Annotated in this window: 20 protein-coding genes and 2 tRNA genes; 19 read left to right on the forward strand and 3 right to left on the reverse strand. The window is 53.9% G+C overall.

All coding sequences use genetic code 11. The features are described 5' to 3' along the window. Positions 1–106: 106 nt before the first annotated feature. Positions 107–1,465 (reverse strand): NCS2 family permease, encoded by a 1,359-nt coding sequence (locus NF683_RS08840; RefSeq protein ID WP_253921775.1) that lies wholly within the window; start codon positions 1,463–1,465, stop codon positions 107–109. Positions 1,466–2,040: 575 nt separating this feature from the next. Here NF683_RS08840 and carA point away from each other — a divergent pair. The 3 genes from carA (at position 2,041) to greA (ending at position 6,962) form a co-directional block, all read left to right on the forward strand. After that, positions 2,041–3,186, forward strand: a complete 1,146-nt coding sequence (gene carA / locus NF683_RS08845; RefSeq protein ID WP_198361524.1) for a glutamine-hydrolyzing carbamoyl-phosphate synthase small subunit — start codon at positions 2,041–2,043, stop codon at positions 3,184–3,186. Between the two features lie 72 nt (positions 3,187–3,258). Next, on the forward strand, positions 3,259–6,489 hold the full coding sequence (carB, locus tag NF683_RS08850) for a carbamoyl-phosphate synthase large subunit (RefSeq protein ID WP_253921776.1): 3,231 nt from the start codon (positions 3,259–3,261) through the stop codon (positions 6,487–6,489). Continuing rightward, entirely contained in the window at positions 6,486–6,962 is a 477-nt protein-coding gene (gene greA / locus NF683_RS08855) for a transcription elongation factor GreA (protein ID WP_009723748.1), read from the forward strand. The genes carB and greA overlap by 4 nt, the downstream gene beginning before the upstream one ends. Positions 6,963–7,094: 132 nt before the next feature. Here greA and yhbY read toward each other — a convergent pair whose 3' ends face one another. Then, positions 7,095–7,421 carry a ribosome assembly RNA-binding protein YhbY gene (yhbY, locus tag NF683_RS08860; RefSeq protein WP_089039920.1) on the reverse strand — a complete coding sequence of 109 codons (327 nt, stop codon included), beginning with the start codon at positions 7,419–7,421 and terminating at the stop codon, positions 7,095–7,097. A gap of 114 nt (positions 7,422–7,535) precedes the next feature. Between yhbY and rlmE the strand changes: the two genes are divergently transcribed. The 16 genes from rlmE (at position 7,536) to NF683_RS08940 (ending at position 24,611) form a co-directional block, all read left to right on the forward strand. Continuing rightward, positions 7,536–8,183 carry a 23S rRNA (uridine(2552)-2'-O)-methyltransferase RlmE gene (rlmE, locus tag NF683_RS08865; protein WP_083000710.1) on the forward strand — a complete coding sequence of 216 codons (648 nt, stop codon included), beginning with the start codon at positions 7,536–7,538 and terminating at the stop codon, positions 8,181–8,183. Positions 8,184–8,427: 244 nt separating this feature from the next. Then, positions 8,428–10,425: an ATP-dependent zinc metalloprotease FtsH gene (gene ftsH, locus NF683_RS08870; protein WP_089039919.1), complete on the forward strand. Its 1,998-nt coding sequence runs from the start codon at positions 8,428–8,430 to the stop codon at positions 10,423–10,425. 107 nt (positions 10,426–10,532) lie between these two features. Further along, on the forward strand, positions 10,533–11,450 hold the full coding sequence (gene folP, locus NF683_RS08875; RefSeq protein WP_193060639.1) for a dihydropteroate synthase: 918 nt from the start codon (positions 10,533–10,535) through the stop codon (positions 11,448–11,450). Beyond that, positions 11,447–12,796, forward strand: a complete 1,350-nt coding sequence (gene glmM / locus NF683_RS08880; protein WP_089039918.1) for a phosphoglucosamine mutase — start codon at positions 11,447–11,449, stop codon at positions 12,794–12,796. The genes folP and glmM overlap by 4 nt, the downstream gene beginning before the upstream one ends. 126 nt (positions 12,797–12,922) lie before the next feature. Beyond that, a complete protein-coding gene (gene tpiA / locus NF683_RS08885) occupies positions 12,923–13,672 on the forward strand; it encodes a triose-phosphate isomerase (protein ID WP_253921777.1) in 750 nt (249 codons plus the stop codon). Positions 13,673–13,676: 4 nt separating this feature from the next. Then, positions 13,677–14,036, forward strand: coding sequence for a preprotein translocase subunit SecG (gene secG, locus NF683_RS08890; protein ID WP_009723741.1), 360 nt, complete (start codon positions 13,677–13,679; stop codon positions 14,034–14,036). Between the two features lie 34 nt (positions 14,037–14,070). Further along, a tRNA-Leu gene (locus tag NF683_RS08895) sits at positions 14,071–14,157 on the forward strand. A 164-nt stretch (positions 14,158–14,321) separates the two neighbouring features. Further along, positions 14,322–14,398, forward strand: a tRNA-Met gene (locus NF683_RS08900). Positions 14,399–14,693: 295 nt separating this feature from the next. Beyond that, a complete protein-coding gene (rimP, locus tag NF683_RS08905) occupies positions 14,694–15,155 on the forward strand; it encodes a ribosome maturation factor RimP (protein WP_030074116.1) in 462 nt (153 codons plus the stop codon). A gap of 70 nt (positions 15,156–15,225) precedes the next feature. After that, the gene (gene nusA / locus NF683_RS08910; protein WP_009723738.1) at positions 15,226–16,740 is read left to right on the forward strand and encodes a transcription termination factor NusA; all 1,515 of its coding nucleotides are present in this window, start codon (positions 15,226–15,228) and stop codon (positions 16,738–16,740) included. 26 nt (positions 16,741–16,766) lie between these two features. Then, a complete protein-coding gene (gene infB, locus NF683_RS08915; RefSeq protein ID WP_253921778.1) occupies positions 16,767–19,310 on the forward strand; it encodes a translation initiation factor IF-2 in 2,544 nt (847 codons plus the stop codon). A gap of 17 nt (positions 19,311–19,327) precedes the next feature. Continuing rightward, on the forward strand, positions 19,328–19,744 hold the full coding sequence (gene rbfA, locus NF683_RS08920; RefSeq protein ID WP_038480714.1) for a 30S ribosome-binding factor RbfA: 417 nt from the start codon (positions 19,328–19,330) through the stop codon (positions 19,742–19,744). After that, positions 19,744–20,664 (forward strand): tRNA pseudouridine(55) synthase TruB, encoded by a 921-nt coding sequence (truB, locus tag NF683_RS08925; RefSeq protein WP_253921779.1) that lies wholly within the window; start codon positions 19,744–19,746, stop codon positions 20,662–20,664. The genes rbfA and truB overlap by 1 nt, the downstream gene beginning before the upstream one ends. A gap of 119 nt (positions 20,665–20,783) precedes the next feature. Next, positions 20,784–21,053, forward strand: a complete 270-nt coding sequence (rpsO, locus tag NF683_RS08930) for a 30S ribosomal protein S15 (protein WP_009723734.1) — start codon at positions 20,784–20,786, stop codon at positions 21,051–21,053. A gap of 137 nt (positions 21,054–21,190) precedes the next feature. Continuing rightward, entirely contained in the window at positions 21,191–23,353 is a 2,163-nt protein-coding gene (pnp, locus tag NF683_RS08935; RefSeq protein ID WP_083000730.1) for a polyribonucleotide nucleotidyltransferase, read from the forward strand. A gap of 88 nt (positions 23,354–23,441) precedes the next feature. Next, positions 23,442–24,611 (forward strand): MFS transporter, encoded by a 1,170-nt coding sequence (locus NF683_RS08940; protein ID WP_193060635.1) that lies wholly within the window; start codon positions 23,442–23,444, stop codon positions 24,609–24,611. 80 nt (positions 24,612–24,691) lie between these two features. Here the strand turns inward: NF683_RS08940 and NF683_RS08945 are convergent, their stop codons facing one another. After that, a complete protein-coding gene (locus tag NF683_RS08945; RefSeq protein WP_253921780.1) occupies positions 24,692–25,870 on the reverse strand; it encodes an acetyl-CoA C-acetyltransferase in 1,179 nt (392 codons plus the stop codon). Between the last annotated feature and the right edge of the window lie 115 nt (positions 25,871–25,985).

Here is a 25,985-nt window from a genome sequence, read left to right on the forward strand (position 1 = left end):
AGTTCTACCCGTTATGTTGTTATTGGTTGCTTAATTGCTGTCCGATCGGTCAGGTGGTGCGTGAGAAACGGGGTATTTCTTGATGACTCAGCATGAGAAGAGTCGTCTATTGTGCTGTCAGCAGCATCACCACCGCTAACAGGGCGGAGACCCACATAGCAGGCTTAATCTCGTCCAACTTGCCGGTGGCCAGCCGGATGAGCACAAAGCTGATAAAACCAAAGGCGATACCAAGGGTGATGGAGTACGTCAGCGGCATTAAAATGATGGCCAGAAATGCGGGAAAGGCTTCCTCGAGACGGCTCCAGTCAATCTTTCCAATCGGTGCCATCATGAACAGCCCCACCAGGACAAGAGCTGGGGCAGTCGCGATGCTGGGAACTAGGGACAGCAACGGTGAGAGAAACAAGAAAGGCAGGAACAATACGCCAATAACGACGGCCGTGAGTCCTGTGCGGCCGCCCTGGGCAACGCCAGCACCGGATTCGATAAAGGTTTGTGCTGCGCTGGTGCCGAGAGGGGCCGCGATCATCGATGCGAAAGCATCCACCGTCATGGAGCGCTTAAGGTTGCGTGGATTACCGTTGGCATCCTTGAGATCAGCTGACTCGGATAGCGCCATAAAGCAAGACAGTGAGTCGAAGAAGTTAGTAAACAGCATCACGAAAATGAACGGCAGGTAAGCCACCTTGAGGGCGCCCAGAACATCGACCTTCATTACTGCTGAGAAATCCGGCCATGCGGCTAGGCCTTGCCAAGCCACCAATACATCGTCACTCCACAGCCGCCCCATAGGGATTGCCAACAGAGTGGTTAGGGCGATGCCTAAGATCAGAGCGCCATTGAAGCCGCGAATGACCAGTATCGCGGTAGCCATTAGGCCAATAAAGAAGGTTATTAGGCTTGCGTTTAAATCGCCCAGGCTAATTAGGGTCGCTGGGTTGGCTACGATGAACCCGGCATTCTTGAGCCCAATAAAGGTGATGAATAGGCCTATCCCACAGGTGATGGCATAGCGCAATGAGGCTGGAATGGCCTCGATGATGGCTTCGCGAACGTTAAACAGCGCCAAAATAGCGAACAGTACTCCTGACCAGAATACGCAGCCTAGGGCAACTTCCCACGACAACCCTGCACCAAGCACCAGGGTGTAGGTGAAAAGCGCATTCATGCCCATTCCAGGAGCAACTAAAATTGGGTTGCGGGCATACAAGCCCATGGCCAAGCTACTAAAAAAGCTGATGACCACGGTGGCGGAGAGTGCTGCAGAAAAGGGAATACCCGCATCGGATAAGATGGCTGGGTTGACCACGATGATATACATCCCGGCTAGAAACGTCGCGATGCCTGCAAGCACTTCGGTCTTCACCGAGGAGCCGCGGCGGCTGACATTGAAGTAATTATCCAGGGTGCTTGTTGGCTGGACGGGTGGGGAGCCGGAATACGGCGTAGGGCTTTGTGGCATGACGATATTCTCTTTGTATTTGTTGGGTGAGCTATCGAAAAAAACGCGTTTGACCATTTGGTCAACTCGGACAAGCGTAGACAAAAAAACATCAAGAAGGCAACCAAATATATTAATTGCGTACACAAAAAATTTTGGGGCGACTTCTATCCTCCTCATTTATCAATGACCTGAAGGTCGTGGCATATTGATTGCAGGGGTAAAATGGAGCATATAAAGTTGCTGGTAGTTTTAGGGCTAGCCTAAGGTCGATAAATCCTGTAACATTCCAAAAATTTTGGCCCAGTGGCTGCAAAAAGCAGCAAAATATCTGCAGCGAACGAATCGCTGTAGGGTAAGCACCGCGCTTGTTGCACTGGCCTCAGGTTAGAGAAAACAGTCAGCTAAATGCTGCGCCATGGCCATTCGCCACGGAAGAGAACAACAAGCGGGATGAAACCGATTTTTTTACTATCGGCTTCGTCCCGCTTTTTTACGACCCGACGTTTGCACGCAAACGCCGACAAACCGGATCGCCGAGCCTGCGCCCACAGGCTCCCACCAGCATGGGAGAACTTGTCTTGAATAACCCCGCATTGAGCAAACCCGCGATATTGGCCCTGGAAGATGGCAGTGTGTTTCATGGCATTGCCATTGGCGCGGATGGCGTCACAAGCGGTGAGGTGGTGTTCAATACAGCCATGACCGGCTACCAGGAAATCCTCACTGACCCTTCTTACACCCGCCAAATCGTCACGCTGACCTATCCTCATATCGGCAATACCGGCATTAATTCGGAAGATGTGGAATCTGCATCGATTGCCGCAGCGGGCCTGGTGATTCGTGATTTACCCCTGCTAGCCAGCAGTTTCCGTTCAGAGCAAAGCCTTTCTGACTATCTAAAAAGCCAAAATGTGCTGGGCATTGCGGATATCGATACTCGCCGTTTAACGCGCATTCTGCGTGATAAAGGCGCGCAAAACGGTGCGATTCTGGCGGGTGCAGAAGCAGAGGGCGATGATGCGGTAGAGCGGGCGCTGGCGGCAGCGAAGGCATTTCCCGGGTTGAAGGGCATGGATCTGGCCAAGGAAGTCTCGTGCAAAGAGGCTTACGAATGGACCCAAGGCGAGTGGACGCTGGGCGAGGGCTATGCTGATGCTTCCCAAGGTGAGCGTCCTTACCACGTGGTGGCGTATGACTTTGGTGTGAAATTTAACATCCTACGTATGCTGGCCGAGCGCGGCTGCCGATTGACGGTCGTACCGGCACAAACGCCTGCGGCTGACGTGTTGGCGATGAATCCGGATGGGATCTTTTTGGCTAACGGCCCCGGTGACCCCGAACCCTGTGATTACGCCATCAAGGCAATTCAGGATGTATTGGAAACCAATACGCCGGTATTTGGCATTTGCCTTGGTCACCAGTTGCTGGCGCTGGCCTCGGGTGCGAAAACCATCAAGATGGGCCACGGCCACCACGGTGCTAACCATCCGGTGCAGGATTTAGACACCGGCACGGTAATGATTACCAGCCAAAACCACGGCTTTGCTGCCGATGAAGCGACCCTTCCAGCCAACGTGCGTGCCACGCACCGTTCGCTGTTCGATGGCACGCTGCAAGGGATCGAGCGCACTGATCGCCCGGCGTTTAGCTTCCAAGGTCACCCGGAAGCTAGCCCTGGCCCGCGTGATGTGGCGCCGCTGTTTGATCGCTTTATTACCATGATGCAGGCGCGTCGCTAACGCTGCCCTTGATCGCCGCCATGTAACGCCGTTTTTTTGTCGCTCATCGTCACCTATTTTGCGGGAACCGTTATGCCTAAGCGTACCGATATCAACAGCATTCTTATCATTGGCGCTGGCCCGATTGTCATCGGCCAGGCCTGCGAATTTGACTACTCTGGCGCCCAGGCGTGTAAAGCGCTGCGTGAAGAGGGGTTCCGGGTTATTTTGGTTAACTCCAACCCGGCCACCATCATGACCGACCCGGCCATGGCCGATGCCACCTACATCGAGCCGATTACCTGGCAAGCGGTTGAAAAAATTATTGAGGCCGAGCGCCCGGACGCGATTCTACCCACGATGGGTGGTCAGACAGCGCTCAACTGTGCGCTTGACCTGGAAAAGCATGGCGTACTGGAAAAGTACAGCGTCGAGATGATTGGTGCCAATGCCGATGCGATTAACATGGCTGAAGATCGCGATCTGTTCGATCAAGCCATGAAGCGCATTGGTTTGGAGTGCCCGAAAGCCAAGGTGGCGCACACCATGGATGAGGCCTGGGAAATTCAGGCTGAATTAGGCTTCCCGACCATTATTCGTCCTTCTTACACCATGGGCGGCTCCGGCGGCGGCGTGGCGTATAACAAAGAAGAGTTCGAAGAGATTTGTACCCGCGGTTTCGAGCTTTCCAATAACCACGAGCTATTGATCGACGAATCGCTGCTGGGTTGGAAAGAGTACGAGATGGAAGTGGTGCGGGATAAGAATGACAACTGCATCATTGTCTGTGCGATTGAAAACTTCGATCCTATGGGCGTTCACACCGGTGACTCGATTACCGTCGCGCCAGCGCAAACGCTGACCGACAAAGAGTACCAGATCATGCGTGACGCCAGCCTCGCGGTACTGCGCGAGATTGGTGTGGAAACCGGCGGCTCCAACGTACAGTTTGGTATGGACCCGAAAACCGGCCGCCTAGTGGTTATCGAGATGAACCCGCGGGTATCGCGCTCGTCGGCGCTGGCATCTAAGGCTACTGGTTTCCCGATTGCCAAAATCGCCGCGAAACTGGCGGTGGGTTACACCTTGGATGAGCTGCAAAACGATATTACCGGTGGCCGCACGCCCGCGTCGTTTGAGCCATCAATTGACTATGTCGTCACTAAGATTCCGCGCTTTACCTTCGAAAAATTCCCTCAGGCAAACGACCGCCTGACCACCCAGATGAAGTCGGTGGGCGAGGTGATGGCGATTGGCCGTACGTTCCAAGAGTCGCTGCAGAAAGCGCTGCGCGGTCTGGAAACCGGTAACGACGGTCTTGATCCGATCATCACCGATTTCACGCCAGATAACATGGCGATCATTCAGGGCGAGCTGCAGGCCGCCGGTGCCGAGCGTATTTTCTATGTGGCTGACGCCATGCGCTCTGGAATGAGTGTCGATGAGGTATTTGCGCTCACCAATATCGACCCTTGGTTCCTGGTGCAGTTGGAAGACCTGGTGTTGACTGAAAATGCCGTCGCCAAGCGCGCTCTGGCCGATTTCTCTGCTCGCGAGCTTTACCAGCTTAAGCGCAAAGGCTTTGGTGACGCGCGTTTGGCCAAGCTGCTGGGCGTGTCTGAAAAAGAGTTCCGCAAAACGCGCCAAGCCGCGGGCATTCGTCCGGTTTATAAACGTGTCGATACCTGTGCGGCGGAATTTGCTTCAGACACCGCTTACATGTACTCCACCTATGAAGAGGAGTGCGAAGCGGACGTCTCTGATCGTCAGAAAATTATGGTATTGGGTGGTGGCCCGAACCGTATCGGTCAAGGTATCGAGTTCGATTACTGCTGTGTTCATGCCGCCTTTGCCATGCGCGATGATGGCTATGAAACCATCATGGTCAACTGCAACCCGGAAACCGTTTCTACCGACTACGACACCTCTGATCGTCTCTACTTCGAGCCGGTGACGCTGGAAGATGTGTTGGAAATTGCCGACAAAGAGAAGCCAGTTGGCGTGATTGTGCAGTTCGGTGGTCAAACGCCGCTGAAGCTTGCCCGTGAACTGGAGGCAGCAGGCGTGCCGATTATCGGTACCACGCCAGACGCCATTGACCGCGCTGAAGACCGCGAGCGCTTCCAGGTAATGATCGACAAGCTAGGCTTGAAGCAGCCGCCCAACGCCACTGCCCGCAGCTTTGAAGAGGCGTTTTCCAAGGCGGAGGCAATCGGCTACCCGCTGGTGGTGCGTCCTAGCTACGTGCTGGGTGGTCGTGCGATGGAGATCGTTTATGACGCCTCCGAGCTTGAAAACTACATGACCAATGCGGTGAAGGTGTCTAACGACTCTCCCGTCCTGCTTGACCACTTCTTGAGTGCCGCGATCGAAATTGATATCGACGCTGTGTCGGACGGCCAGCAGGTGGTGATCGGCGGTATTATGCAGCACGTTGAGCAAGCAGGCGTTCACTCTGGTGATTCCGCCTGTGCGCTGCCGCCTTACTCGCTGCCTGCCGATGTGCAGGATGAAATGCGCGAGCAGGTCAAGAAAATGGCCGTTGAGTTGGGCGTTAAAGGTCTGATGAACGTGCAGCTGGCGTGGCAGGGTGGCGAAATTTATGTCATCGAGGTTAATCCTCGTGCGTCGCGTACCGTACCGTTTGTGTCTAAGTGTATCGGCACTTCGTTGGCGCAAATTGCGGCGCGCTGCATGGCGGGTAATACACTGGCCGAGCAGGGCTTTGAGCGCGAAATTATCCCGCACTTCTATAGCGTGAAAGAGGCGGTCTTCCCGTTCAACAAGTTCCAGGGTGTTGACCCGATTCTGTCGCCCGAGATGAAGTCGACGGGTGAAGTAATGGGCTCTGGCGAGACCTTTGCAGAAGCGTTCTTTAAAGCGCAGTTGGGCGCTGGCGAAGCCATTCCAGCATTGGATGGCGAGCGTAAAGCGTTCCTTTCGGTACGCGAGCCCGACAAGCAAGGGATTATCGAAGTGGCGCGTTCTCTGCTAACATTGGGCTTCACACTATGTGCAACGCGCGGTACAGCGGCAGCACTTGAAGCTGCTGGACTGGAAGTGGAGCACGTCAATAAAGTCTACGAAGGCCGTCCCCATATTGTCGATCTGTTGAAGAACGACGAAATCGCCTACATCGTGAACACGACTGAAGGTCGTCAGGCTATTAACGACTCTTCAATTATTCGCCGTACTGCTCTCGCGCGCAAGGTGCCCTATGCGACCACCTTGGCGGGCGCTAATGCTGTTTGCATGGCGCTTGAGTACGGTAGGGAGATTACGGTGCGGCGCCTTCAGGATCTGCATGCAGGAGCAAGTCAATGAACAAGGTCCCGATGACGGTAGCGGGAGAAAAAAGTCTTCGCGAAGAGCTTAATCACTTGAAGGGCGAAGCCCGCCCTCAAGTTATTGCTGCTATTGCTGAAGCGCGTGAACATGGCGATCTCAAGGAGAACGCCGAGTACCACGCCGCTCGCGAGCAGCAAGGATTTATTGAAGGCCGTATCCAGGAAATTGAAAGCAAGCTTTCAGGTGCGCAGGTCATCGACGTTACTAAGCTGCCCAAAACCGGCAAGGTGATCTTTGGGGTTACCGTGTCGTTGCTGAATCTGGATAGCGACGCCAGCGTTACCTACCGCATTGTTGGTGAAGACGAAGCCAATATTAAAGAGGGGCGCATTTCTGTGACCTCACCTATCGCCCGAGCAATGATTGGCAAAGAAGAAGGCGATGTGGTGGTGGTAAAAACACCTGGTGGCGATGTTGAGTACGAAATTGAGAGTGTTGAACATCTCTGATTTACCGCGGTGACGCGGGGCGGGCGTCTTGATGGCGCCTGCAGTCCAGGCACACTAAAAGGCCCGTGACGGTGACGTCGCGGGCCTTTTAGTATCATGCGTTCATGCGTTGTTTAACGAGTCACGTGTGGGTTAATGCCGTCCGTGGTGGTTTTCAAAACGCGTGATGTTGGAAAGCTTGGGGTTTACCTTTGGGTTGTGGCGATAGAGCAGCGCCATTTTGCCAATGGTTTGTACTAGCTCGGCGTTACTGTCGGCGACTAGCTCATTGAGCGCCGCGACGCGGTCTTCCCGCTCGGGAATAGCGAGCTTCACTTTGATGAGCTCGTGATCGTTGAGCGCGCGGCTGAGTTCTGCGAGCAAATTTTCGGAGACGCCGTTCTCAGAAACGGTGACCACTGGATTAAGGTGATGGCCAATGCTACGAAATGCTTTCTTTTGTGCCTGTGACAAGCTCATGGTATCTTGCGGTATCCCGGTTAGCGCTTAACGCTCCATCTTACGGTGAAATGCCGTTAAGTGAAAGCAATCGCGTGAATGCGCCCATCTCTTATTCCAGTGTTAGATTCCCACATGCAGCAAAAGCCCCCAAGCCGTAAACATTCAGTGAGCAAGACCAGCAACAACTGGAAGAAAGAACATTTCGACGATCAGTATGTGAAACAACGCTGGCAAGATGGCTATCGCTCCCGTGCAAGCTATAAACTGCTTGAGCTTGATGAAAAGGATAAGCTGTTTCGCCCAGGCATGACGGTAATCGATCTAGGCGCCGCCCCAGGGGGGTGGAGTCAAATTGCCGCAGAAAAGGTTGGGCCTGACGGTGTCGTGATAGCGTCAGACATATTAGAGATGGATGCCCTAGCCGGCGTTGACTTTATCCAGGGCGATTTTACTGAAGAGAGCGTGCTTAACGCGATTCTTGAACGTTTAGGAAATCGTCAGGTAGACCTTGTGATGTCCGATATGGCCCCCAATATGAGTGGTATGGCGGCTATTGATCAGCCACAGGCAATGTACCTTGTTGAACTCGCTTTGGAACTTGCGCGAGAAACGCTACCGCCTGGCGGGCGTTTTCTGGCTAAGGTATTTCAAGGCGAAGGATTTGATACCTATTTGAAAGAGCTCCGAAGTAGCTTTGATCGTGTTGTGACTCGCAAGCCGGATGCTTCGAGGGCGCGCTCGCGGGAAGTCTATTTTTTAGCGGAAGGATTTCGAGGCTAGCGAGACGTGGCCCTGTACTCGTCAGTGAGTGCGAGCGTGTAGATACTGGCGGGTAATAGCAAAGATTTATCACCACGATTGCCAGACAGGCAGGCGTAAATTGTGTCACATTATGCACATTGGACGAGCGTGACACAGATGGCCCAAAGCAAAATGTGCTTTGGCAATGGTTGAACGTTAAGCTCTAGTGTAAGGTCTGAGTATTGACGGTTAACTGACGGATTCTTGTAATGAGGGTAGCCCCTTGAACGATATGGCGAAGAACCTGATTCTGTGGTTGGTCATCGCGGCCGTTCTACTGACAGTGTTCAACAATTTCAGTACGGAAAGCGCACCGCAAACCACCAACTACTCTCAGTTTGTGCAGCAGGTGCAAAATCAGCAGGTACGTAGTGTCACGATTGATGGCTATACCATCATTGGTGAGCGTACGGACGGTTCTCAGTTCCAGACCATCCGCCCGTCGGCGGAAGATCCTAAGCTGATGGATGATCTGCTAAGCAACAACGTGACCGTTGTCGGTAAAGAGCCGGAACAACAAAGCATCTGGACGCGCTTGCTGATTGCGAGCTTCCCGATTCTGCTTATTCTGGCCATCTTTATGTTCTTTATGCGCCAAATGCAGGGTGGAGCCGGTGGCGGTAAAGGCGGTCCCATGAGCTTTGGTAAGTCGAAAGCCAAACTGCTTTCCCAAGATCAGATCAAGACCACATTTGCCGATGTTGCGGGCTGTGACGAGGCGAAAGAAGAAGTTGAAGAGCTCGTAGACTTCTTGCGTGATCCTACTAAATTTCAGCGTTTGGGTGGCACAATCCCGCGCGGTGTATTGATGGTAGGTCCGCCAGGAACAGGTAAAACGCTGCTGGCCAAGTCCATTGCGGGCGAAGCCAAAGTACCGTTTTTCTCTATCTCTGGTTCAGACTTTGTTGAAATGTTTGTGGGCGTTGGTGCTTCACGCGTTCGTGACATGTTTGAGCAAGCCAAGAAACAAGCGCCTTGCATTATCTTTATTGATGAAATCGATGCGGTTGGCCGTTCACGCGGTGCTGGCATGGGTGGCGGCAATGATGAGCGTGAGCAGACACTCAACCAGTTACTGGTAGAGATGGATGGCTTCGAAGCTAATGAAGGGGTCATCGTCATTGCGGCCACTAACCGTCCTGACGTGCTTGATCCTGCGCTGCTGCGTCCGGGTCGTTTCGACCGTCAAGTAACGGTTGGGCTGCCGGATATTCGTGGTCGTGAACACATTCTGGGCGTTCACCTGCGTAAAGTGCCGCTGGCAGATGATGTTAAGCCGCAGCTGATTGCGCGCGGTACGCCAGGCTTCTCTGGTGCGGATCTTGCGAACTTGGTCAACGAGGCAGCGCTGTTTGCCGCCCGTCGTAACAAGCGCTTGGTTGCCATGGAAGAGCTGGAGCTTGCTAAAGACAAGATCATGATGGGCGCTGAGCGCAAATCGATGGTTATGACCGATAAAGAGAAGCTCAACACGGCGTATCACGAATCAGGTCATGCCATTATTGGCCTTGTTGCGCCGGAGCATGATCCTGTTTACAAAGTGACGATCATCCCGCGTGGCCGTGCGCTAGGCGTCACCATGTTCTTGCCGGAAGAAGATCGTTACAGCCTGTCTCGCCAGCAAATTCTCAGTCAGATTTGCTCGCTGTTTGGTGGACGTATTGCCGAAGAGATGACGCTGGGTGCTAACGGTGTGACAACGGGTGCTTCAAACGATATCAAGCGCGCCACCGAGCTGGCCCATAACATGGTCGCTAAATGGGGGCTATCGAATGAGATGGGCCCGATCATGTACGACGAGGATGAGTCCCACCAGTTCCTTGGTGGCCCTGGTCAGGGTGGCGGTAAGCTAAAATCTGGCGAAACGACGTCTCGTCTCGATAAAGAAGTGCGCAAGATTATCGACGAGTGTTACGAGCAGGCACGCCAGATTCTGGAAGATAATCGCGACAAGCTAGATGCGATGGCCGAAGCGCTGATGAAGTACGAAACCATCGATGCTGATCAGCTGAAAGATATTATGGAGGGGCGCGATCCGCGTCCGCCAGAAGGCTGGAACGATGGTGATTCATCTGGCGGCGGCACGCGTGTTGGTGACGAGAAGGCGGAGGAAAAGGCTGACGGTACGCCTTCTGATGCATCTGGCGACGATGGCGAAGAGGATGATGACCAGCCACGCCGTCGTCCTTCTGACCCGTTAGGAGGTCCCGCAGGTCCTTAACGTGTGCGAGTGTTAGAGATGTTAGCAAAGGCGCCCCATAACGGGGCGCCTTTTTGTTATGCTGTGAAGCCATTGCAAACACGTTTTTTCTTTTAGTAGGCCGCAGCATGAAACCGATAGTTGACTCTTCATCGCCTTCACGGGCAGCGGATAGCGCATATCACCTGCGCTGTGGGCGCCATTCATTAGATCTTTCGTTTCCACGGGTAATGGGTATTCTGAATGTTACGCCGGACTCCTTCTCTGATGGCGGGCAACACATTGGTCTAGATAGCGCGTTGCGCCACGCTGAACAAATGTTGGCGGAAGGGGCCGCGATGATTGACGTGGGCGGGGAGTCGACAAGGCCGGGGGCTAGCCCTGTATCAGAGCAGGAAGAGTTAGACCGTGTGGCACCTGTGGTTGAAGCGTTAGTGCACGAGCTAGATGCGCTGGTGTCAGTCGATACCAGTAGCCCTGCTGTTATGCGAGAAGTAAGCGCGCTTGGCGCTGGTATGATTAACGATGTGCGAGCGCTAGAGCGCGAGGGTGCGCTGGGCGCTGCGGCAAGCACTGGCCTGCCTGTGTGTTTAATGCATCGCCAGGGTGAGCCCCAGGATATGCAGCAGTCGCCCTATTATGGTCAGCCAGTTGAGCGAGTGGTTGCCGACTATCTTGCTGAGCGGGTAGCGGCGTGTGAAGCCGCTGGAATTCGTCGTAGCCGTCTGTTGGTAGATCCGGGTTTTGGTTTTGGCAAAACCATTGAACATAACCTGCGCTTGCTGAAGTATATGGATGAGCTTCAGGCGCTGGAGTTGCCGCTGTTAGTGGGGATGTCGCGGAAAAGCATGATTGGTAAAGTGTTGGGTCGCCCGGTGGAGGAGCGCTTGGCCGGAAGTCTTGCGCTAGCAGCCATGGCGGTTGAGCGGGGCGCCAATATTTTGCGCGTGCATGATGTCGGGCCCACGGTAGATGCCGTGGATATGGCATGGGCGGTGCTTCAGGAAGGCTGCGAGCCGCCGTTAAATAAGGAGATGGCGCCATGACGCGACGTTATTTTGGTACCGATGGGATTCGCGGTACGGTTGGGCAAGCGCCTATTACTGCCGATTTTATGCTCAAGCTGGGGTGGGCGGTGGGTCAGGTGTTGCGCCGTGAAAAAGGCCGCACGCGTGTGTTAATTGGTAAAGATACGCGCATCTCTGGCTATATGTTTGAGTCAGCCTTGGAAGCGGGGCTATCTGCCGCAGGTGTCGATGTTTCGTTGCTGGGGCCAATGCCTACACCGGGAATCGCCTATCTAACGCGTACCTTTCGCGCCGACGCTGGGATAGTGATTTCCGCGTCGCATAACCCGTTTGATGATAACGGCATTAAGTTTTTCTCTGCCGAGGGTAAAAAGCTACCCGATGAGATTGAAGATCGCATTGAGACGATGCTTGATGCGCCTCTGACAACGGCGAGCGCGGCTCAGTTGGGTAAAGCGACGCGCATTGACGATGCTGCCGGGCGCTATATCGAATTCTGCAAATCGACGTTACCTGATCGTCTCAGCCTGCACGGTCTAAAAGTGGTATTGGATTGTGCTCATGGGGCTACCTACCACATTGCGCCAAACGTATTTCGTGAGCTAGGCGCTGATGTTAGCGTAATTGGTTCTTCTCCTGATGGGGTGAATATTAACCATCAAGTGGGGTCTACCCATCCCGCAGCGCTGCGTGCAGCGGTGATTCAGCAAGGTGCTGATTTAGGCATTGCCTTTGATGGTGATGGAGATCGAGTGCTGTTGGTAGATGCCGATGGCCGTGAGGTGGATGGCGACGATATTCTTTACCTGATTGCCCGAGATCGTCATGAGCGGGGACTGCTTGAAGGTGGCGTGGTGGGCACTCTGATGAGCAACTTCGGGCTTGCCATGGCGCTGGAGCGGCTGGGGATTCCCTTTCAGCGCGCGAAAGTGGGTGATCGCTTTGTCATGGAGATGATGGCTGCCAACGGCTGGGAGCTGGGAGGCGAGTCATCAGGTCATATTGTATGTGGCCATGCCCAAACGACGGGCGATGGGATTGTTTCAGCGTTGCAAGTGTTGGCGTTGATGGTGCGAGAGCAGAAGCCGCTGCTGTCTCTCTTGACGGGGTTGGAAAAGGTGCCCCAGTCGCTGGTTAACGTCAGGCTGCCTGGGGGTACCAACGCAAAAGATGTCATGACGGCAAAGCCGCTACTCGAAGCGGTGGCTGCCCTTGAAGATGAGCTGGGTGACCAGGGCCGAGTGTTGCTACGCCCGTCGGGTACTGAGCCGCTAATCCGAGTGATGGTGGAAGGGCGGGCTCACCTGGATGTTGACCGTCTGGCGCATAAACTTGCCGATCAGGTCCAGGCGTTGCTCAGCTAGCTTGATAAATGTATTTGATAGGCGAGTATGCTTGCTACGCCCCCAGCTAACTAACCTGTATAACAGCGGTTGTCTTGACAAGGCCGCTCCTATACCATTTCGCTCCACCTTGAGTGAGGATAATCGATGCGTACGCCATTAATTGCCGGTAACTGGAAAATGAACGGCTCCACGGCGTTGATTCAAGCGTTCGGAGACGCCTTCGCCGCGTCCAAGCTGCCTAATGATATCGACGTTGTAGTTATTCCGCCGTTTCCTTATTTGGAAGCTGCACGAAGTGCTTTCCAAAATACGCCGTTACAGTTAGGGGCGCAGACGCTCAATCCTCAGCACTCAGGTGCGCATACGGGTGAGATCAGCGGGCGTATGCTTAAAGAGTTTGAGGTGGCCTATGTGCTGGTTGGCCACTCTGAGCGTCGCCAGCTATACAAAGAAGGTGATGAGCAGGTATTTGACCGCTTGGTAGCCGCGCTTGATGTCGGCATCACGCCGATTCTTTGTGTGGGTGAAACTCTAGAAGAGCGCGATTCCGGTAGCACGATGGATGTTGTATTGCGGCAAGTTGGCTATGCAATGGCGCGTTTAGAGCCAGCACAGCGGCTTAAGGTTGTTATTGCCTATGAGCCCGTATGGGCAATTGGGACAGGCCGTACAGCAACGCCTGAGCAGGCTCAGGAAGTAATGGCCGGTATTCGTACCTATCAGGCCGGGTTTGATAAAACGCTAGCCGAGCAGCTTAAGTTGCTTTACGGCGGCAGCATGAATGCAAATAATGCGGCTGAGCTGCTCGCTCAGCCGGATATCGACGGCGGTTTAGTGGGTGGTGCTTCGCTCAAAACCGACGATTTCTACGCCATTTGTCAGTCAGCAGGATAATCCCATGCAAGTTGCAATTCTTATGGTTCACGTGGTGATTGCGATCGCCTTGGTTGTGCTCATCCTGCTTCAGCAGGGTAAAGGTGCCGAAGCGGGTGCCGCCTTTGGCGGCGGGGCATCGCAAACTGTGTTTGGTTCGCGGGGTAGCGGTAACTTTTTGTCTCGCGCAACGGGACTTTTAGCCGCCGGCTTTTTTGTTACCTCAATGGCATTGGCTTATTTTGCGACCCAGGCAGGACAAGCGCCCGAAGCGGGTATTCCCGACTCTCGGCTAATTGAGCAGCAGCGCAATATTCCAACGCTTGACGATGGCCCTGCAAGTATGGATAATACCGCGCCAGTGCTAGAGGAAAGCAGCGAGTAACATATTGATACTGCTTTTTTTAGCCTCCCCTGTTGCCGAAGTGGTGGAATTGGTAGACACGCTATCTTGAGGGGGTAGTGACCGTATGGTCGTGCGGGTTCAAGTCCCGCCTTCGGCACCATCTGTTTTGCTGGCTCGCCAGCTTCCCAGAGTTGTTTTGTCAAATAAGCTTCATTAAAGGGCTATTGTCAAAAAGTAGGGATTGGCATCTAAGACGAAAAATGCACTTGAAAAGAAAGGTTGACGAAAGTGGTTCAAGTGTCTATTATCGTCGACCTAGATTGATGCGGGGTGGAGCAGTCTGGTAGCTCGTCGGGCTCATAACCCGAAGGTCATCGGTTCAAATCCGGTCCCCGCTACCATTTACTAGTAACATGTTAATCGCCTGAAAAGTCTTGATGTTAGTTAATCTTGATGTTGGTTGGGCAAGGGCGAAAGCCAAGTCATGTTATTAGGTGGTATTACAGGTTTCTTTCGAAAAGCCCCTTCCTGTGAAGGGGCTTTTTGTTAGTAGCTTTTCGAGAGCCAAGAGTGTCTCCAGAGCGGATGTCTTCCGAATTGCCAGAGACACATTTCCGGGTAACGCCAATCAGCCACCTAGCTTCTCATTCAACTCCTGGCCAGGTGCCTGATGCAACGGCTATAGGAGCTTTGTCTGTGGCCACAAAACACGCTGCGCTTCACGCGCTGATCGAACCTGTCGTAGCCGCCATGGGTTTTGAGCTATGGGGTATCGACCATCTTTCCCAGGGCAAGCATTCGCGGCTGGTAATTTATATCGAACGCGAAAGTGGCGTCAGCGTGGAAGACTGCGCTGATATTAGTCGCCAAGTCAGTGCCGTTATGGATGTGGAAGATCCCATTCCTGGCGAATACCGCTTGGAAGTCTCGTCGCCTGGTATGGCACGTCCCTTATATACCCTGGATCAATTTATTCGTTATCAAGGCCACCACGTTGCGCTCAAATTGCGCGTGGCTTTTGATGGACGGCGTAAATACCAAGGCCTTCTCGCTGGTGTCGAAGGCGATGAAGTACTGCTACAGCTGGATGGCGAAGAGTACTGTTTTCCAATCGAAAGCATCGATTCTGCGCACGTCGTCCCGCAATTCGACGAATAAACGGGTGGCGGCTTCCGGCAGGCTGCCGGGATGATGCACAAAAGGACAGGTTTTCTGGCGAGGCAAACGCATGAGTAAAGAAATTTTAATGGTCGTGGACGCGATCTCTAACGAAAAAGGCGTCCCCCGCGATGTTATTTTTGAGGCGGTTGAGGCCGCGCTAGCTAGCGCGTCACGCAAGCGTTTTGATCAGGAAGAAGCCAATGTACGCGTTCATATCGATCGCCGCACGGGCGACTACGATACGTTCCGCTACTGGACCGTTGTCGAAGATGACGAATTTGAAACACCTGATTATGAAATTAAAGAAACCATCGCCGAGCAGCGTGATCCGCCGCTGAAACTAGGCGATGTGGTTGAGAAAAAGATTGAAAATGCCGTGTTTGGCCGTATCGCTGCACAAACTGCAAAGCAGGTTATCGTGCAAAAGGTACGTGAAGCCGAACGCGCTGAAGTGGTTCGTCAGTACGCTGACCGCGAAGGCGAGTTGGTAGCAGGTATCGTCAAGAAAACCACGCGTGACGGATTGATTATCGACCTGGGTGAAAACGCTGAGGCGTTCTTGCCGCGTAACGAAATGATTCACGGTGAGCGCTACCGCATGAATGAGCGGGTACGCGCCTTGCTAGTGAAAGTTGATCCAGAAGCGCGTGGTGCGCAGCTACAGCTGTCACGTACCTGTCCTGAATTCATCATTGAGCTGTTTAAAATTGAAGTACCGGAAATTGCTGAACAGCTGATTGAAATCAAGGGTGCAGCGCGCGACCCTGGCTCGCGGGCCAAAATCGCCGTTAAAACTAACGACCGCCGCATCGATCCTGTTGGGGCGTGTGTTGGTATGCGTGGTTCTCGCGTACAGGCAGTGTCGTCAGAGCTGCAAAATGAGCGTGTCGATATTGTGCTGTGGGACGACAACCCAGCGCAGTTGGTGATAAATGCCATGGCACCTGCCGATGTGGCGTCTATCCTGGTTGACGAAGATGCTCACGCCATGGACGTTGCCGTTGCTCAAGACAATCTGGCGCAGGCCATTGGTCGTAGCGGCCAGAACGTGCGCTTAGCTTCTGAGCTAACCGGCTGGCGTATTAACGTGATGACCGAAGATGAAGCTGAGTCAAAACGTGAGCAGGAAATTGATAGCCTGGTGGACTCCTTTGTTCAGCATCTGGAAGTGGACGAAGACGTTGCCCGCCTATTAGTAGAAGAAGGGTTTACCACCCTGGAAGAAGTTGCCTACGTGCCGCTTGAAGAGATGCTCGAAATCGAAGAGTTCGATGAAGATTTGGTGGAAGAGCTGCGCGCACGAGCGAAAGACGAGCTGCTGACGATGGCCATTGCCTCGGAGGAAGCGCTAGACGGTGCCCAACCAGCAGACGATCTGCTGGACATGGACGGCATGGAGCGCCACCTGGCCTTCATTCTGGCTAGCCGAGGCATCGTCACCATGGAAGATCTCGCCGAGCAGTCTGTCGACGATCTGGTCGATATCGAGGAGTTGGACGAAGCGCGCGCAGCGGCACTGATCATGACTGCCCGTGCGCCCTGGTTTGAAGACGATGGCGTATCGGATTCGAACACACAGTAAAAGGTCACGGGCTGAGGAGGGTCACTATGTCGGATATGACAGTTAAAGATTTTGCAGTAAAGGTGGGCCGTGATGTGCCCCGCCTATTGGAACAGATGAAAGAAGCTGGTTTAAAACATGCGTCAGAAAGCGACGCCGTGTCTGAAGATGATACGCAAACGCTGCTAAGCTTTTTGAAAAAAAGCCATGGCGGCGGTGACAGCGATGCTAGCAAAAACCGTATTACGTTGACGCGTAAAACCCGTAGTCGTATTAAAACGGGCGAGCGTGGCAAAACGATCGAAGTGCAGGTGCGTAAGAAGAAAACGTACGTTAAGAGCGCTGAAGACGATAAGCCGAAGGCGCCTGAGCCTAAGCATTCTGGCCCGCGTCAGCTGGTAGGTGATATGGCAGAAGCGGAAGCCGAGCGTAAAGCTCGCGATATCCGCGAAGCTGAAGAGAAGGCGGCAGCGGCTAAAGCGAAAGCAGCGGAAGAGGCTGCACGTAAAGCCGAGGAAGAGAAAGCCAAGGCAAAAGCGGCTGAAGTGCCCGATATCGCTGTGCCTGAGCTGCAAATCGACGATACCCCGGCACCTGATGATTTGCCGCCCGCGCCGCCGAAAGAAGGCCGCACGGATCGTCGTACAGCGCCGCCTAAAAAGGCAGCGGCTAAGAAAAAAGGCCGTAGTGACGATGAGGATCGTGGCGACCGCGAAGAGCGTAAGCGCGGTGGTGGCGGTAAGAAAGTCAAACGTGCCGAGCGTCGCGGCGGTCGTCGTGGTGGTGCCAGCCAGAGTGGCAACGGCAAGCATGCTTTCCAAAAGCCGACTCAGCCGATCGTTCGTGAAGTCTCGATTCCTGAGTCGATCAGCGTTGCTGAGCTGGCCGACAAAATGTCGATCAAGGCCAATGAAGTGATCAAGGCCATGTTCAACATGGGCGCGGCCGTGACCATCAACCAAACGATTGACCAGGATACTGCGGCTATCGTTGTGGAAGAGATGGGCCACAAGGTCAAACTGGTGAAAGACGATGCGCTGGAAACGGAAATGCTGGAAGGCATCTCCTACGAAGGCGAAGAGATCACTCGTTCACCGGTGGTCACTGTTATGGGCCACGTTGACCACGGTAAAACATCGCTGTTGGATTATATCCGTCGCGCGAAAGTCGCCACTGGCGAAGCGGGCGGTATTACCCAGCACATCGGTGCTTACCACGTGGAAGACAACCACGGCGGCGTTACCTTCCTGGATACCCCTGGCCACGCGGCGTTTACCGCAATGCGTGCCCGTGGTGCTAAAGCGACTGACGTCGTTATCCTGGTTGTTGCTGCTGACGACGGCGTAATGCCCCAGACGATTGAAGCGATCGAACACTCCAAAGCTGCTGAAGTACCCATGGTGGTGGCGGTGAACAAGATCGACAAGCAGGGCATCGATCTGGACCGCATTCGTAATGAGCTCTCGCAGCATGGCGTGATTTCAGAGGAATGGGGTGGTGACACCCAGTTTGTTCATGTTTCTGCGAAGACTGGCGAAGGCATCGAAGAGCTGTTGGAAGCCATTCAGCTTGTGTCAGAAGTACTTGAATTGACGGCTGTACCTTCCGCACCTGGTAAAGGCGTTGTGGTTGAATCGCGCCTTGATAAAGGTCGCGGTCCGGTAGCCACTGTTCTGGTACAAAACGGCACGCTGAAGAAAGGCGATATCGTTCTTGCTGGTCTGCATTACGGCCGCGTTCGTGCGCTTACCAATGAGCTGGGCAAGCAAGTGGATACCGCTGGCCCTGCGATGCCGGTCGAAATCCAAGGTTTGGATGGCACGCCGGACGCAGGTGATGACTTCATGGTCGTTGCCGATGAGAAGAAAGCCCGTGAAGTGGCTAACTTCCGTCAAGGCAAATACCGCGAAGTGCGCCTGGCACGTCAGCAGAAGGCCAAGCTGGAGAACATGTTCAGCCAGATGGGCCAAGACGAAGTGGCCAAGGTCAACATCGTTCTGAAAGCCGACGTTCAAGGTTCGCTGGAAGCTATCAAAGGCGCCCTGGAAGAACTCTCCACCGGTGAAGTTGAAGTTGCCGTGGTCTCCTCGGGTGTTGGCGGTATCACCGGTACCGATGCCAACTTGGCGCTTGCTTCTGAGGCCATCGTCGTCGGCTTCAACGTCCGTGCTGATGCGGCTGCTCGTGAAATCATCGAACGTGAAGGTCTGGATCTGCGCTACTACAGCGTTATTTACCAGCTGATCGATGAGGTTAAGCAGGCGATGAGCGGTATGCTTGCTCCCGAGTGGAAAGAAGAGATCGTGGGCGTGGCCGAAGTACGCGATGTGTTCCGCGCACCGAAAATTGGTGCAGTGGCTGGCTGTATGGTTGTCGAAGGCACCGTATCGCGCAGCAAGCGTATCCGTGTACTGCGTGACAACGTTGTGATTTACGAAGGCGAGCTCGAGTCGCTGCGCCGCTTCAAAGATGACGTTCAAGAAGTGCGTAATGGCATGGAATGCGGCATCGGCGTGAAGAACTACAACGATGTTCAGGTCAACGATAAGATCGAAGTCTTTGATCAAGTGAAGGTCGAGCGCAGCCTGTAAGGCCGCGAGGAGCAATCATGCGCGAATTTAAGCGTACCGACCGAGTTGCTGACCAGCTCCAAAAGGAGCTGGCAGTACTGATCCAGCGCGAAGTGAAAGACCCGCGTTTGGGCATGATCACGGTGAGCGGCGCGACCGTTAGCCGTGATCTTGGCTACGCCGATATCTATGTCACCTTATTGGGTGAGCAAGATCCCGCGCGTATCAAAGAAAACCTGCAGGTGCTAAAGCGCGCTGGAGGCTTTCTAAGAAGCCAAATTGCCAAACGTATTAAGCTGCGTCACGTACCTGAACTGCGCTTTCATTACGATGAAAGCGTGGTGCGTGGTCAGCACCTCTCATCACTGATCGACGAAGCGGTTTCAACTGACCGCGCACGTCAACAGGATGATGAAGAGGGAAGCGACAATGACAATGGTGAGGAGACGCGCTAATGGCACGTCGCCGTCGCGGATTGCCGGTTAATGGCGTATTGCTGCTGGATAAGCCTAAGGGCATTTCCAGCAATCATGCGCTGCAGCGTGTGCGTCGTCTGTTTGAGGCGCAGAAAGCCGGTCATACCGGCACGCTGGACCCTATGGCAACAGGCTTGTTACCTATTTGCCTTGGGGAAGCTACTAAGTTTTCCGCGCACCTGTTAGAAGCCGACAAGATGTATCGCACCCGTGTAGAACTGGGCGTGATTACAGACACCGGTGATGCCGAAGGCACGGTCATTGAGCAGCGCGAGATCCCCCGCTTAACGGCTGAGGATGTCGAGTCAGTCCTGGCTCGCTTTCACGGCGAGATTGACCAAGTGCCGCCGATGTATTCGGCACTGAAGCATCAAGGCAAAAAGCTTTATGAGCTTGCCCGTGAGGGTAAGCACGTTGAGCGTGCAGCGCGGCGAGTAAGCGTGTATGATGCGCGGCTGCTTGCTTTCGAGGGCACTGCCTTTGAGATGGAAGTCAGCTGCAGCAAAGGCACGTATATTCGTACCTTGGCTGAAGATATTGGTCATGCGCTGGGCTGTGGTGCCCACATTAGCCAGTTGAGAAGGCTCAAAACGGGGCCCTTTACTGGCGATGCAATGTGGACACTGGAGGGCCTTGAGGCGCTGGCAGACCAAGCCACCCGCGAGGCTGAACTAATGCCTGCGGATGTGCTGGTTGATCATTTGCCGTCGCTGACGGTGGATGAAACGGCTTACGGGCGTCTTGCACACGGCCAATCGGCTAGCTTAGCCATTGGTGCGCTTGAGCCTGATGCGCTGGCAAGACTTTATTACGCTGAGACGTTTATCGGCCTTGGCGTTGTAAAAGGGGCGCAGGAAGTAGCTCCCAAGCGGCTGTTAAGTACCGTCGCTATCTCGTAAAGCGTTGCAAGGATGTAGCGATTTGCGCGAAAATTGTACGTGAAGATAGTTGCATGAGACTGCAAATATGCGTGGTCTCACCCATTCAATTTTAGGCATATTGCTTACTGGAGAGACAGATGGCATTAACCGCTGAGAAGAAGGCCGAGATCGTCAACGAATACGGCCGCGGCGATAACGATACCGGTTCCCCTGAAGTTCAGGTTGCACTGCTGAGCGCCAACATTAATGGCCTGCAGGACCACTTCAAAACCAACAAGCAGGATCACCACTCTCGTCGTGGTCTGATCCGCATGGTAAACCAGCGTCGTAAGCTGTTGGATTACCTGAAGCGTAAAGATTTTGAACGCTATCAGTCTCTGATTCAGCGTTTAGGTCTGCGTCGTTAAGCGTTAACGGCAACGATCAAAAACGGGCAGCCCCTTGTGGGCTGCCCGTTTTTTTGTTTCTGGTAGCCGTATGGCGCCACAGCGCCTAGAATGGTGGCGAGTCAAAACGACCCAAGCGAAAAGACAAGTAGATATTAATGTTAAAGGAAGTCGCCGTGAATCCGGTAAAAAAAACGTTTCAATACGGTCGTAGCACCGTCACCCTAGAAACTGGGCGTATTGCTCGCCAAGCCACTGGCGCCGTTATGGTGACCATGGATGAAACCGTCGTACTGTGTACGGTTGTGGCTAAAAAAGAAGCAAACCCCAATCAGCCTTTCTTCCCACTCTCGGTACACTACCAAGAGAAAACCTACGCAGTGGGCAAGATCCCCGGCGGCTTCTTTAAGCGCGAAGGGCGTCCTACTGAGAAAGAAACCCTTACCTCACGTCTGATTGATCGTCCGATCCGTCCGCTATTTCCTAAAGGGTTTATGAACGAAGTGCAGGTTATCTGTACTGTTCTGTCGACTGATCGTAATCATGACCCTGATATCGCAGCCCTACTGGGCACCTCGGCAGCGCTGGGTATTGCTGGTGTGCCGTTCAACGGCCCGATTGGCGCGGCACGCGTGGGCTTTAATGAAGAGCAGGGCTACTTCCTAAACCCAACCGTTGAAGAACTGACTACCTCAGAGCTGGACATGGTTGTTGCTGGTACCGAAAACGCCGTATTGATGGTGGAGTCGGAAGCTCAGGAACTGCTCGAAGACGAAATGCTCGGTGCCGTGCTGTTTGGTCACCAGGAAATGCAGGTAGCCGTTAGCGCGATTAAAGAGCTGGTCGCTGAAGCTGGCAAACCGCGTTGGGATTGGCAGCCCGCTCAAGAAAATGTAGCACTGAAAACGGCCATGGCCGATGCCTTTGAAGCCAAGGTAGGCGATGCTTATCGCATTACTGACAAAATGGCTCGCCAAGATGCGCTGTCAGCGCTGAAAGATGAAGCGGTTGCACAGTTAGCCGCTGCTGAAGGCGAAGAAGTAGAAGGTAAGTTCAGCAAAGATGACGTGAAAGGTGCGTTTGCTGGCCTTGAAAAGCGCGTTGTACGCTCTCGTGTCGTGAAAGGCGAGCCCCGTATTGATGGACGCGACAATGCCACTGTACGTCCTCTAGCGATTGAGGTGGGTGTACTGCCTAAGACACACGGTTCGGCAGTATTTACCCGTGGTGAAACTCAGGCCATCGCCATTGCTACCTTGGGCACTCTGCGCGATTCGCAGCTGATCGAGTCCCTGGAAGGTGAGCGTAAAGACCGCTTTATGCTGCACTACAACTTCCCTCCTTACTGTGTTGGTGAAGCCGGCTTTATGGGCGGCCCGAAGCGTCGCGAAATCGGCCATGGCCGTTTAGCACGCCGTGGCGTTCAAGCGATGCTGCCGTCAGAAGACGTTTTCCCCTATACCATCCGTGTGGTATCGGAAATCACCGAATCTAACGGTTCTAGCTCCATGGCCTCAGTGTGCGGCTCCTCGCTCGCGCTGATGGATGCTGGTGTACCATTAAAAGCACCGGTGGCCGGTATTGCCATGGGCTTGGTGAAAGATGAAGACGGCTATGCGGTATTGACCGATATCCTGGGTGACGAAGATCACCTGGGCGATATGGACTTCAAAGTTGCCGGTTCTGAAGAGGGCGTTACTGCTCTGCAGATGGACATTAAGATTGAAGGCATCAATGAAGAGATCATGGAGAAAGCGCTGCAGCAGGCCCATGATGCTCGCCTCAGTATCCTCGCTCAGATGAACGACGTGATCAGTCAAAGTCGTACGGATGTGTCGGAAAATGCTCCGTCCATGGCGACGATTAAAATCGATCCGGACAAGATCCGTGATGTGATTGGTAAAGGCGGCGCGACGATCCGTAAAATTTGCGAAGATACCGGCGCCTCTATTGATCTAGATGATGATGGCACCGTGCGCATCTACGCCGAAGATAAAGCTGCTGCCAAAAAAGCCATTGATACCGTGCTGGCAATTACCGCAGAGGCGGAGATTGGTAAGCTTTATAACGGTAAAGTAGTTCGCATTGCGGACTTTGGTGCTTTCGTTAATATCATGCCGGGTACCGACGGCTTGGTTCACATATCGCAAATTGTTGCCGAGCGCGTTAACAACGTGCGCGACTTCTTAAATGAAGGCGATGATGTGATTGTGAAAGTATTGGATATCGACAACCGCAATCGTGTGAAACTCTCAATCAAAGAGATCACCGAGGAAGAGAAAGCAGCTTTTGCCGCTGCCGAGGCGGACGTCGCTAACTAAAGCGATGTAGACGTAACGGCCGCCCCCGCAGCTTTCAGTTGTGGGGGCGGTGTCGTTTTATAGGCAGTATAGGAAAAGAGAAGAGAACATGGAGAAGGAGCAAGCGCCGCGTTGGTGGGCGGTAGTGGCCGTGATGATCGGCATTTTTTTATTGGTGACAGCTGAGCAACTGCCTATAGGGTTATTGTCCCAGGTGGCGTCGTCAATGGGTGTCACGCCAGGTATGGCGGGCCTTATGGTGACCGTGCCGGGAGTGGTTGCTGCTTTCTCTGCGCCGCTGTTGCCGGTAGCGGTAGGCCGTTTAGATAGACGTGTCATGCTCACGGTGATGATGATTGTGATGGTGATTGGCAGCGCGCTTTCAGCAGTGGCCAGCAACTTTGGCTTACTTCTGGCAGCCCGTGTGTTGGTGGGCATTAGTATCGGCGGGTTTTGGGCCATTGCGGGCAGTATTGCCCCAAGGCTGGTGCCCAGCGATCAGGTTGCCAAGGCCATGACGATTATTTTCGGTGGTGTGGCCGCTGCGTCGGTATTGGGGGTGCCGTTAGGCACGCTGCTTGGGGACCTGAGCAACTGGCGGGTGGCGTTTGGCGCGCTAGGCGGGCTGAGTCTTTTAACCGCCATTGCACTATGGTGTTGGCTACCGCCACTGCCGCCAAGAGAGCCGGTACGGTTGCGTATGTTAGCGCAGCAGTTTAGCAATCGTGGTGTGCGTGTCGCGGTGTTAACCACTGGCTTTGTCGTTATTGGGCACTTTGCTGCTTATACCTTTATTAGCCCCATTCTGCAGGAGATTAGTGGCGTGGCTCAGCGCCATGTTGGCAGTTTGCTGTTGCTATATGGGGCGGCCGGGATTTTGGGTAATATCGCGGCAGGTATCTTTGCTGGGCGTCACCCTTATCGGGCGGTGCTGGCCATTCCTAGCCTGTTACTGTTAGTTGTGGCTGTTTTCCCGCTGCTGGGTGTTCAGCCTATCAGCGGCGTCCTGCTGCTAATGGTATGGGGGGCTGTTTTTGGCAGCGTGTCAGTGAGTATTCAAACCTGGATTATACGTACGGCACCTAATACCGAGGCAGCCACCGCGCTGATGGCCTTTACCTTTAATATGTCGATTGGTTTAGGGGCCATGTTTGGTGGACGTATCGTCGATGGCACTAGCCTGCCGATTGCTATGTGGGCGGCATCGGGGCTATTCCTGCTGGGGGCGTTGTTGGTATGGCGAACGCCTTCAAGCATTGTGGGTGAGAAGCGTCGCTAGGGCGTTGCAACATAAACCGTAAAAAATGCCCCCGCTCTTAGTAGCGGGGGCATGGCGTTTAAGCGCACTAAACGTAGGGCTTAGGGACGTTCAATCGCCAGTGCAACACCTTGACCGCCGCCGATACACAGGGTGGCTAGGCCTTTCTTAGCATCACGCGCAATCATTTCATGCAGTAGGCTGACCAAGATGCGGCAGCCAGAAGCACCGATCGGGTGACCTAGTGCAATAGCACCGCCATTCACATTCACTTTGCTGACATCCCAGCCCAACTCTTTGTTGACTGAAAGCGCTTGAGCAGCGAATGCTTCGTTAGCTTCTACTAGGTCCAGGTCGTCCAGGCTCCAGCCCGCTTTTTCGAGGCAGCGGCGGGTGGCTGGGGCTGGGCCAATGCCCATAATTGCCGGGTCAACGCCAGCGTTAGAGTAAGCGGCAATACGTGCCAGTGGCTCTAAGCCAAGTTCTTTGGCTTTTTCTGCTGAGCAAAGCATCACCACGGCAGCGCCATCGTTTAAGGAGGAGGCGTTACCGGCGGTAACGGTGCCGTCTTTCTTGAACGCCGGGCGCATACCACCTAGCTTCTCAGCGGTAACTTCCCGTGGGTTCTCATCCGTATCAAACACCACTGGATCGCCTTTGCGCTGCGGAATTTCCACAGGAACGATCTGGCCTTTGAATTTACCATCTCTGATAGCTTGCGCGGCTTTTTGTTGCGAGGCCGCCGCGAACTCGTCCATCGCTTCGCGAGTGATACTGTATTTATCCGCCAGGTTTTCCGCGGTAATACCCATGTGATAGTTGTTGAATGCATCCCACAGGCCGTCGTGAACCATGGAATCAATCGCTTTCCAGTCGCCCATGCGCTGACCGTTACGCGAATTAGGCAGGATATGCGGGGACGCAGACATGTTTTCCTGTCCACCTGCCAGAATAACGCTGGCGTCACCGCAACGGATGGCTTGGGTAGCCAAGTGCAGGGCCTTGAGGCCTGAGCCACATACCTTGTTGATCGTCATGGCTGGAACGGCATCAGGCAGACCAGCTTTGATAGCCGCCTGGCGCGCAGGGTTTTGACCTACGCCAGCGGTCAGCACTTGGCCTAGCAACACTTCATCAATTTGCTCTGGGGCAACGCCGGTAGAGGCGAGAATGTCTTTAATAACCAATGCACCTAAATCGCTAGCAGGAATGCCAGCGAGTGATCCACCAAAGCTTCCTACGGCGGTGCGGCGAGCGGCGACAATAACCACGTCTTGCATATGATGACTCCTTGGGTAAGTAACGCAACGTTCCGAATGAGGACAGAGGCTTCAGGGGAAGCGGACTCTCCATTGTTGTTAGCATGTTGTGTCGAACTTATCTATCAGCATAGGG

It is taken from the genome of Halomonas sp. MS1, assembly GCF_024182575.1.
Lineage (GTDB): Bacteria > Pseudomonadota > Gammaproteobacteria > Pseudomonadales > Halomonadaceae > Vreelandella.